The organism is Actinocrinis sp., assembly GCF_035605935.1.
Classification (GTDB): Bacteria; Actinomycetota; Actinomycetes; order Streptomycetales; family Catenulisporaceae; genus Actinocrinis.
In genome coordinates, this window is the sequence record NZ_DATNGK010000249.1 from 1 (window position 1) to 10412 (window position 10412).

General features: G+C 67.7%; 8 protein-coding genes. 5 read left to right on the plus strand and 3 right to left on the minus strand.

Going from position 1 to position 10412, the window contains the following annotated elements:
* Positions 1-866 (plus strand): tetratricopeptide repeat protein (locus VN779_RS20000; protein WP_325725598.1); only part of this gene is annotated, 866 nt, incomplete at its 5' end.
* A 26-nt stretch (positions 867-892) separates the two neighbouring features.
* Here the strand turns inward: VN779_RS20000 and VN779_RS20005 are convergent.
* Together VN779_RS20005 and VN779_RS20010 are read right to left on the minus strand one after the other, a co-directional pair.
* The gene (locus VN779_RS20005) at positions 893-1324 is read right to left on the minus strand and encodes a cellulose binding domain-containing protein (protein WP_325725600.1); all 432 of its coding nucleotides are present in this window, start codon (positions 1322-1324) and stop codon (positions 893-895) included.
* 87 nt (positions 1325-1411) lie between these two features.
* On the minus strand, positions 1412-2626 hold the full coding sequence (locus VN779_RS20010) for a permease (RefSeq protein WP_349260862.1): 1215 nt from the start codon (positions 2624-2626) through the stop codon (positions 1412-1414).
* A 248-nt stretch (positions 2627-2874) separates the two neighbouring features.
* On the opposite strand from VN779_RS20010, the gene VN779_RS20015 reads away from it, so the two are divergent.
* The 3 genes from VN779_RS20015 (at position 2875) to VN779_RS20025 (ending at position 7529) form a co-directional block, all read left to right on the plus strand.
* A complete protein-coding gene (locus tag VN779_RS20015; RefSeq protein WP_325725604.1) occupies positions 2875-3567 on the plus strand; it encodes a carbohydrate-binding protein in 693 nt (230 codons plus the stop codon).
* 255 nt (positions 3568-3822) lie between these two features.
* Complete coding sequence (locus tag VN779_RS20020) at positions 3823-6804, plus strand: vWA domain-containing protein (RefSeq protein ID WP_325725605.1); 2982 nt, start codon at positions 3823-3825, stop codon at positions 6802-6804.
* An 89-nt stretch (positions 6805-6893) separates the two neighbouring features.
* Positions 6894-7529, plus strand: coding sequence for a putative glycolipid-binding domain-containing protein (locus VN779_RS20025; protein ID WP_325725607.1), 636 nt, complete (start codon positions 6894-6896; stop codon positions 7527-7529).
* A 52-nt stretch (positions 7530-7581) separates the two neighbouring features.
* Here VN779_RS20025 and VN779_RS20030 read toward each other — a convergent pair whose 3' ends face one another.
* Entirely contained in the window at positions 7582-8751 is a 1170-nt protein-coding gene (locus VN779_RS20030; protein ID WP_325725609.1) for a glycoside hydrolase family 11 protein, read from the minus strand.
* A gap of 393 nt (positions 8752-9144) precedes the next feature.
* Here VN779_RS20030 and VN779_RS20035 point away from each other — a divergent pair.
* The coding region (locus VN779_RS20035; RefSeq protein ID WP_325725611.1) for a PHB depolymerase family esterase at positions 9145-10412 on the plus strand (1268 nt) is incomplete at its 3' end.

A 10412-nucleotide genomic window follows, 5' to 3' on the forward strand; every position in this document is an offset into this window, starting at 1 on the left:
TGAACCTCGGCAACGTCCATTGGTGGCTCGGCGAACACAATAGGGCGCGCGCCTACCTCGAGCAGGCGCTGAAGGGGTACCGGCGCACCAGTGACCGCGACGGCGAGGCGCGTGCCCTGGCGCGGCTCGGGCTCGTGCACGAACGGCTCGGCGACTACCTGGCCGCCGCCGAGCACATGAATCAGTCCCTGGAGTGCTATCGCGCGGCGAAGAACAGCCACGGCGAAGGCTCGCAACTGCTCAACCTCGGCGCGCTGCATCGGCGATTGGGCAACCGCGAGCAGGCGACGCGCGAGCTTCGTCAGGCTGCTGAGATCTTCGTCGACCTGGAGGACTCGCGCCTGGAAGGCTACGCGCTGGGGAATCTGGCCGTGGTGGTGAGCGAAGTCGGGCAGCATGACGAGGCGCTGGCGCACCTTGAGCGCGCACTGGAACTGTGCCGCCGCACCGGGGATCGTGGCGGCGAGGGCAGCGCGCTGAGCACAATCGGCGCCGTGTACGCACGCGCCGGCCAGTACACCTCAGCCCTCGAATACCTGCGCCGCGGGCTGGCAGTCAGCCGGGAGACCGGGGATCGCAGCCTGGAGACCGAAACGCTCAACTCACTCGGCGAGACGCTGCTGGCGATCGAACATCCTGACGCGGCGCTAACCCGGCACCGAGCCGCGCTCGAGCTGGCCGACCGCAACGGCGACCGCTTCGAACAGGCTCGGGCGCTGAGCGGCCTTGCCGCCGCACTCGACAGCCGCGGACACGCCGTCGACGGCCACGAACACGGCCACGAACAACGCCGTGCACAGGCCCATGAATACCGAGCCCGCGCGCAGGAAATCCGTCGCCGACTCGGCATCCGGGACGACGGCTGACCCGCATCCGTCAGCAATCCCGCGACCTACTGGCAGGCCACGCCGTTGACGGTGAGATCAGTAGGCACCGAGGTCGTGGCGGACCGAGCGCTCCAGCCGAACGAGGTCGCATAACCGCTGCGGATCGTGCCGTTGTACGAGGCGTTCGTGGCCGTGGCGTGTAAGCCGTCAGGCGCTGAGAGATTCGACTGCCAGACGGAGATGTCCGTGGTGTACTCGTTGAAGGTCCAGCGCACCGTCCAGCCGTTGATGGTCGCCGGTGCGTTGTTGGCGATACTGATGTCCGCGGTGAACCCGCCGAACCACACGTTCTGGATCGTGTACGTGCACGTCACCGCGGGGCTTGTGGCCGCCAGAGCCGGTCCGCCCGCCATCGCGCCGGCGAGCAGGCCGCCCGCTGCCGAGACCGCGATCAAGCGTCCGCCGAGCAATCGTGTGGTGCCTATCCGACCGCGCATCCAGCCCCTTCCGCGGCACTGACAGGGTCAATACCTCGATTTAGTAGCACAATCCGTGGGATCTGACTACTGACACCCCTGGTTCCGCTAACTCGACGCGTGGTGTTCGCCGTGCCCATGCTCTGGTTCGCCGTGCTGCCCGTGGGCTTCGTGGTGTTCGCTGTGCTGCTGGTCTGGGTTCCCGCCCATCATGCCGAGCATCTGCCGCCCTCCGGTGCGCACGAACCTTGCCACGAGCGCCACTGCAAGCAGCAGGAAAACGATGTTGAGCCAGGTGGTGTAATTCCACGACACGCCCTCGGTCGGCAGCTTCGCAGCGTGCTGATCGGGAGCCAGGCCGAGGCCGCCGAAGACGAGTTCGATGACGTACCCGGCCGCTGCCATCGCGACATAGAACGTACCGGCGAGGAACAGCGCCATGCGCGCGCCGTAGTACTTGCGGTAGATGTTCAAGATCGGCACGATCAGCAGGTCGGCGAAGATGAACGCGACCACGCCGCCGAAGCTGATCCCGCCCTTCCACAGCACCACGGCCAGCGGCACGTTGCCGATCGAGCAGACGAAGCTGACCACCGCCACCAGCGGGCCGACCAGCGGACCCCAGATCTTGGACGCGAGCGGATGCCCGGTCAGGAAGAAGTGCGTCCAGAACGTGTCCGGCACCCACGCCGCGATCGCCCCCGCGATCAGAAGACCGGCCGCGATGTCGCGCAGCACGGCGGCCCACTCCATCACGAAGATGTGCGAGACCGAGGTGAACCCGCGGCGGGAGAGCAGCCGGCGCAGGAACGGCTCGTCGCCGGTCACCGACATGTCCATCGCGGCGTGGCCCTCCATCGAACCGGCGACACCCCGCTCGGCCTGCCCACGCGCCGCCCGCAGCAGCCGGTCACGCAGCAGCAGCCGCAACAGCAGCGCCAGTACCAGGATCATCACCGGTCCGCCGGCGAACTCCGCCGCGGTGAACTGCCAGCCCATCAGCAGCGCCAGGATGATGCCGAGTTCCACCACCAGGTTCGTCGAGGCGATCTCGAACGCCATCGCGGCGGTGAAGTTCGCGCCCTTGCGAAACAGCGAACGAGCCAGCGCCACCGCGGCGTAGGAGCAGGACGAGGACGCCGCGCCGAGCGCCGAGGCGAGCGCGAGCGTACGCGGCCGGTCATCACCAAGCCAGCGCACGATCGTGCTCTTGCGCACCAGTGCCTGCACGATCGCCGACAGCAGGAATCCGAGAATGAGAGCCCAGATGATCTCCCAGGTCATCGACCCGGCGATGGACAAGGCGTGCGTGACGGCGGGCAAAGCGACCTCACTGCGCATCGTTCCGTTCGGCGGCCTGCTGCAACCGTATACCCCACTGGGGTATTCCATGCAACGCAACCTTTCCCCGATCCAGTCGTGTCGGGATTGAGCCGGATTGGCTTGATGGGAATGATTGACCCGTCTTGTGGTCTAGTCCAATCTTTTGCCAAGTGGTCTAGTCCAACCACGCACAGGCCGTCATCACCCACCGTTCGCGACGGCCTGCGGTTTCCTTGTCAGGAGGCGCCATGTTCAGACGTCGTAGAGCTGCCCTCGCCCTGGTCGTCGTCTTCGCCGCGATGTTCGCGTCCCTGTTGGGCGCGTCGACGGCGCTGGCCGGTACCCGCCCGCTCGGCCCGGCGGCCAGGATCGCACCGAACGCGACATGTACCCCCGTCAGCACCCTTACCGGCGACCACTACACCGCGGTGCAGATCGCGCAGGTCGCCCAGCAGGGCGGCTTTTCCGGCAACGACTGGACCATCTCGGTGGCCATAGCCGAGGCGGAGAGCTCGGGCTGGACCCGGGCCACGCTCGTCGACACCGACTGCAGCGTCGACCGCGGGCTTTGGCAGATCAACTCCTACTGGCACGGCGAGGTCAGTGACTCCTGCGCCTTCACTCCCTCCTGCGCCGCCCCGGCCACCCACACGATCTGGGCCAACGGCGGCTGGAGCCAGTGGACCACCTACACCAACGGCGCCTACCTCTCACACATGAGCGACGCTCAGGCCGCGGTCAATCAGGTCAGTGGCGGCGGAGGCGGGGGAGGTGGTGGCGGTGGTGGCGGCGGCTACACCGGAACCTGGCAGGCGTACCACGCCTACTCGATCGGTGACGTCGCCTCCTACAACGGCGTCAACTACCGATGCATTCAGGCGCACACTTCACTGCCGGGCTGGGAGCCGCCGAACGTGCCGGCGCTCTGGCAGCGCAGCTAGCTCCTCAGTGCTCGCCGTCCCGAATCACCGCATCCTGTTACACCGCTGGACCCAGGGCGACCTGGGTCCAGCGGTGTAACAGGATTATCAGTTTCCGGATTCTCGCACGGGGGCGCGGCGCCGCGGGTATGGTCAGAATGAGGGGGCTGTCATTCCGTGCCGCGGCGCACGGCTGTTTCTGGGGTGGGTGCTTCCTTGGCCCGTGTACCGACACGGGCCGTACCGTGTCAGAGATCTGTCATCGGGAGGGGACGCATGGCAATGACGCCATTTGCGCACGACAGCAAGGAACGGCACGAAGACAAACCCGGATCCGCACGCGGTTCTCGGCGCCGCCGCCGGACCGCCGCGGCAGCCGTACTCGCGCTCCTGGTCGCCGGCCTGTACGCGCCGCAGATCGTGAACGCGCCGCCGGCCAACGCGTTCGGCACCATCAACGGACTCGGCCAGCGCGCCGAGCACGAGCGGGTCACCCGCGCCGCGCTGGCCTGCGCGCCCGGGGTCAAGTCCGACGGCTCCTGCTTTGAGCCGCGCTCCATCGACCAGCTCGCCGGACACTCCGGCACCTTCGGCGCGGTCGGCGCGCCCGACCTCGACGAGTCCGGCGACCCGAACGCGCACTGCGACGACGCCGACTTCCTGAACGTCCCCGGCTACCCGCAGTCCCGCGCCGCGGCGACCGCCCAGCTCCAGGGCTGCGTGGACCACCTGCGCCAGCGCTTCACCCAGGGCGTCAGCGCGGCCGCCGGGCTGCTCGACTCCTCCGGCGAACTGATCCCCGGCGAGGCGGACGTCAGCTTCGACTGCACCTTCGGCGGCGGCGTCTCCGGCCGGGCCAAGTGCAACGCGATCGAAGGCCTCGGCCGCGCCCTGCACGGCGCCCAGGACTTCTACTCGCACAGCAACTGGGCCGACCAGTCCGACCCGACAAAGCCGATCAGCGTCACCAACCCGCCCGGCCTCAACCTGCCCGGGCCCAGCCCCATCCTGGATCTGGCCGGCAGCGGCCCGATCTCCGTGCCGACCGACCTGACCACCGGCTTCTACGCGGGCATCTTCAGCGACAACTGCCCTGGCAAGTCCGGCCGCATCACCCACGCCTGCCTTAACAAGGACAAGGCCCTGATCGACCCGACCACGGGTACGGCCACCGATCCACGGACCCCGCGCGGCCAGGTGCTCGACAACGAGCAGAAGGCGGTCAGCGGCGCGATCGCCGAGACCCAGCGGCAGTGGGCCGACTTCCGCAACGCCATCATCTCGCAGTACGGCTCGGACAACGGCCAGCGGATGATCCTGGCGATCACCCAGGACATACCCAAGGTGGACGTGGTCTTCGCGATCGACACCACCGGCAGCATGTCGCCGTACATCGCCAGCGCGGTCAGCGCGGCCAACAGCATCCTGGACGACCTTTCCGGCAGAGGCACGCCCGCGCGGCTGACGGACTACCGCATCGGCCTCGTCGACTACAAGGACGTTGACTCGACGATTCCCGGCTGCCCGCCGGACTACGACGCGGTGATCGACCTCAACTTCGCCACGAAACGCACCGACGTCATCAACGCGCTCGGCACCTTGCCCGGCAAAGTCGGCGGAGGCTGCGACATCCCCGAGGACGTGCTCTCCGGAGTCAACACCGCAGTCGGCTTCCCGTGGCGACCCGGAGTGTCCAAGGCGATCATCGTCATGGGCGACGCGCCCGGCCATGACCCCGAGGCGCACAGCGGCCTGACCTCGGCGTCCGTGATGGCGGCCGCCAACGCGGTCGACCCGGCCTCGGTCTACCCGATCCTGGTCGGTTTCGACCCGAGCGCCACCTCGTTCATGACCCAGCTGGCCACCGGCACCGGCGGCCAGACCTTCGACAGCAACGCCCCCGGCGGAGTCGGCGGCGCCTTGATCGACGCCATCACCGCGATCGCATCCGCACCTCCCGGCGGCGACACCACCCCGCCGACCGTGACCGTCAACCTGCCGACCGCGCCCGACTCGCAATCCGGCGTGTTCAACGCATCGCAGGCCCCGGTCACCGGCACGGTCACCGCGACCGACGCCTCAGGCGTCTCCGCGATCGACTGCACCGACAGCGGCGGCGCAGTGACCGAGGGACCGCTGACGATCGACGCCTCCGGCAACGCCAGCCGCACGCTCACGGTCACCGGCGACGGACAGCACATCGTCCAGTGCGGGGCGACTGACGGATCAGCCACGAAGAACACCGGCGCGGCCGATGGCTCGGACTCCGCGGCAGCCCTGGAGATCGACACCACGGCCCCGACCGTGGGCTGCTCCGTCGTGCCGACCGAACTCACCCCGGCGGACGGCGGACTGGTCACCGTCGATGCGAACGTGATGGTGGGCGACGCGTTCTCCGGTCCGGCCGGATTCACCCTCACTGCGGTAACCAGCAGCGAGCCAAACAACGACAACAGCATCCAAGGCTTCGACGTGGGCACCGCGGACACCGAGGGCCAGCTACGCGCCGAGTCCACCAGCGCCGCCGGCCGGGTCTACACTCTGACATATCAGGGTGCTGATGCGGCAGGCAACACGGCGACCTGCCAGGCCACCGTCACCGTTCCGCCGAAGCCGGGCGGAATCGGCGTCGACACCATGGTCAACACCACGATCGACAAGTCCACCGGCCAGCTCGCCTCCGCACCGGTGAGCACGAGCGCGGGCAATGAACTGCTGCTCGCGTTCGTCTCCTCTGACGGTCCGGACGGCAAGACCCAGCAGGTCACCAAGGTCACCGGCGGCGGCCTGACCTGGAGCTTGGCGGCGCGCGCCAACGGAACGAAGGGCACCGGCACCGCCGAGGTCTGGCAGGCCCATGCGACGGCGCCGCTCGCGAACGCCGTCGTCACGGCCTCCATCAAGACCACCGGCTATGACGGCGCGATCACGGTCGTGGCGTACACCGGCGCCGCGCCGAGTGTGGGCGCGAGCGCGACCGCCGGGGCCAAGACGGGCGCGGCGAGCGTCAAATTGACCACCACCGCGGCGGGCTCGCAGATCTGGGCGGCCGGCCACGACTGGACGCACGCGGCCGCGCAAACCGCGCTGCCTGGGCAGAGCCTGGTCGAACAGAACCTGGACACGCGCGTCGGCGACACCTATTGGGTGGAGCAGAGCGCTGCGATCCCGACCGCGGGGCCGGTGACCTTCGGCAGTTCCGCGCCGACCACCGACCGCTGGGAACTGGCCGCGGTGGAGGTGCGAGCGGCCGGCTGACGCAGGGGTGGTGAGCACGGCGGCGCGGGCTGCCGTGCTCACCAGCGCGCCGGTGGCAGACTGGCCGCAGCGGCGGATCGAGGAGAGCCATGGGCGTACAGCGGCGGCATCTGGTCTGGCAGGTCATCGAGACGGCCGGGTTCGAGGCGGCCCGGCTGAGCCTCGACGGCCTGACCCTGCACGCGACCGGCCGAGCCGTGGGCCAACTCCCCGAGCCCTACTGGCTGACTTACACGTTGCAGACCGACGATCGCGCCGCGACCACTCGCCTCGGCGTGGCGGCTACCACCACCGACGCAAGCTACGACCTTGACCTGCGGCGGGAGGGCGAGACCTGGTACGTCAACGGTGAGCCGCGCACCGACCTCGCCGGCGCGTTTGACTGTGACCTGGCCTGCTCGCCGGTCACCAACACGATGCCGATCATCCGGTATGGCTTGCAGCACGGCCCCGGAGCGCAGCGATTCCTCATGGCGTTCGTGCAAGTTCCGACCCTGCGCGTAGTCACGTCTCAGCAGTCATACACGCATCTCAGTCTCGCGGAAGACACCGCGCGCGTCCGATACGCGTCCGGAAGCTTCGTCAGTGATCTCACTGTGGATCGCGACGGACTGGTCATCGAGTATCCGACGATGGCGAGCCGGATCCCCGCCGTGACACCGGTCACGGCGGAACAGCGAATCGGCGGCCCGGGCTCGCCCCGACCGGGCGCCGACCGATCCTAGGGTGTGTTTCGGACCCAGCCGCGGATCCGAAACACACCCTGGCTGGGGATCGCTAACCGAGGTGCCATTGCTGGTTGCTGCCGCCGTTGCAGGACCACAATTCGACCAGCGCGCCGTTGGCGGTGGACGCTCCGGTCACATCAAGGCAGAGCCCTGATTGGACGCCGGTGATCGTGCCGTTGGAGTTGAGGTTCCACTGCTGGTTGGCGCCGCCGTTGCAGGACCAGGTCTCCACTTTGGTGCCGGGGGAGGTCTGGTTGTCGTAAGCGTCGAGGCACAGGGCGGTGCCGTTCACCGTGGCGCTCAACTGGTTCGAGGAGGTGTGCGTCCAGGACTGGTTGGCCTGGCCGCTGCAGTCCCAGATCTGCAGCTGGGTGCCCAGCGTGGTGCTGGAGTTCGGGATGTCCAGGCACTTGCCAGAGGCCGTCGCGTGCAGCGGGCTGCCGGTTCCGCCTCCGCCGCCGCCTCCGCCGCCACCACCACCTCCGCCTCCGCCGGAGGATCCGCCCAGCGTGATGTTGGAGTTGCCGCTGCTCTGGTAGCCCTCGGTGGCGAGGATCATGTAGTTGAACTGGCCCATGTTCATGCCGTGGCTTGCCCAGGCGTCGAAGAAGTTGCCGGTGGTGATGGTGCCGCCGGTGCGGCGGCTCTGGCGCACGGCCCAGTATTGGTTGAACGTGGCGGTCCCGATGATCGACGGCTGATTGACGCGCGTCGTCTCGTAGATGTCGTACGTGCCGCCGTCGCTGTTGACCGTGCCCTTATACGTTCCGGTGGGCCGGTAGCTGCCCCAGTTGTCGGTGATGTAGTACTCGACCAGCGGATTGGTCGTCCAGCCATACAGCGACAGATACGAATTGCCGGACGGGTTGAAGCTGCCGGAGTAGTTGACGGTCATCCGGCCGCCGGTGCTCCAGCCGGTGCCCGCGACGAAGTTGTTGACGTTGCTCCAGGACGTGCTGTAGTTGCCGCCGGAGCCGAGGGTCATGCAGGCCGAGCCGCCGCCGGCGGTCCAGAACGAGTAGTAGTAGCCATTGCTGTTACCGGTCTGGCTCGAACAGATCGTGCCGGCCGCGTTCGCGGTGCCGGGCAGGATGGTCGTCACCAGGGTGAGCGCCGCGGCCACCACGGCCGTGCCGGCGCCGCCTATCAGCAATCTGGCGCGCTTGCCGAGCGGCAGGCGCAGGCCGCGTCTGCGGCGTTCTGACTGAGCGGAGCGCATGCGTGCTCCTTCCTCATTGAAGGGTCGCGGAAGTACGGGCGGCATCGCGCAGCCCGTTCGGGTGGGTTGGGTCGGCGGCAAAAGTATTGGACCGGCTTCGGCTACGGGTCAACGATTTCGGTAATGTTTCGCTGACCCTGCTTTCCCATCCGTGCCAGCTCTGTGTGGAATCACCGCCAATTCGCACAGGGGCAATTCCCGGACTCGCAAGCGCCACCCTGCCGTATCGCCCCCTTATCTCCATGACCAGGGAGGGACGCGGCTGTGAAAGCTTCGAACATTCGATAGTCAAGCGACATGTTCAAACATTCTCGACTTTCACGGAATCATTGGCTATGAGCCGATATCGGCTACCGTTAGCGATAGCCCTTACCCACCGGACAAAGAGGTCCAATGCTGCGATCCCGTTTCCTGAGGTCCCGGCTGTTGAATACCGCGCTGGCGATCGGCGCGGCCGCCGGGCTGTGCGTGCAGGCCGCGCCGCAGGCCGCCGCCGCCTCGCTGACTCAGATAACGAACTTCGGCACCAACCCGACCGGCCTGCAGATGTACTTGTACGTGCCGAACAACGTCAAGCCGAACCCCTCGATCCTGCTGGCCCTGCACGGGTGTCAGGGTTCGGGCCCGTACCTGTACTCCAGCACCGACTTCGGCTCGCTGGCCGATCAGTACGGATTCATCGTCATCTACCCCTCGACCAACCCCGGCGGCAGCTGCTGGGACGTCTCCTCCAGCCAGGCGCTGACGCGCAACGGTGGCAGCGACCCCGTAGGGCTCATGTCGATGATCACCTACACCGAGCAGCACTACGGCGCGAACCCCGGCTCCGTGTATGTGACCGGTGAGTCCTCGGGCGGCATGATGACCAACGTCATGGTCGCCGACTACCCTGACGTGTTCAAGGCCGGCGCGGCGTTCATGGGAGTGCCCTACCACTGCTTCTACACCGGAACGGTGCGCGGATGGAACGGGCCTTGCGCCGGCGGCCAGGTCTCTATGACCCCGCAGCAGTGGGGTGATCTCGCGCGCGGCGCCGACCCGGGTTACAGCGGCCCGCGGCCGCGAATGCAACTGTGGCACGGCACCGCCGACACCACGCTGAACTACAACAACCTCGGGGAAGAGATCAAGCAGTGGACGAACGTCCTCGGCGTGAGCCAGACCCCGTCGTCCAGCGACACCCCGGTCACCAACTGGAACCGCACCCGGTACAACGACGCCGCGGGCACCACACAGGTCGAGGCTTACAGCATCGTCGGAGCCGGACATCAGCTGCCGATTCAGGGCTCTGGCATGGCGGCGTACGCCATTCACTTCATGGGCCTGGACGCGGGTTCCTCCGGCGGCGGTGGCGGTGGCGGTAGCACCGGTCCGTTGCACGCGGTGGGTGCCGGTAAGTGCCTGGATGACCCGAACTCCACGACCACCGGCGGCACTCAGCAGGACATCTACACCTGCAGCGGGGCCGCGAACCAGACCTGGACGCACACCTCTTCCGGCGCGCTGAGCGTGACGGTCGGCGGCACCACCATGTGCCTGGACGCCAACGGCAAGGGCACCACCAACGGCACCAAGGCCATCATCTGGTCCTGCAACGGCCAAACCAACCAGCAATGGAACCTCAACGCCAACGGCACCATCACCGGCGTCCAATCAGGCCT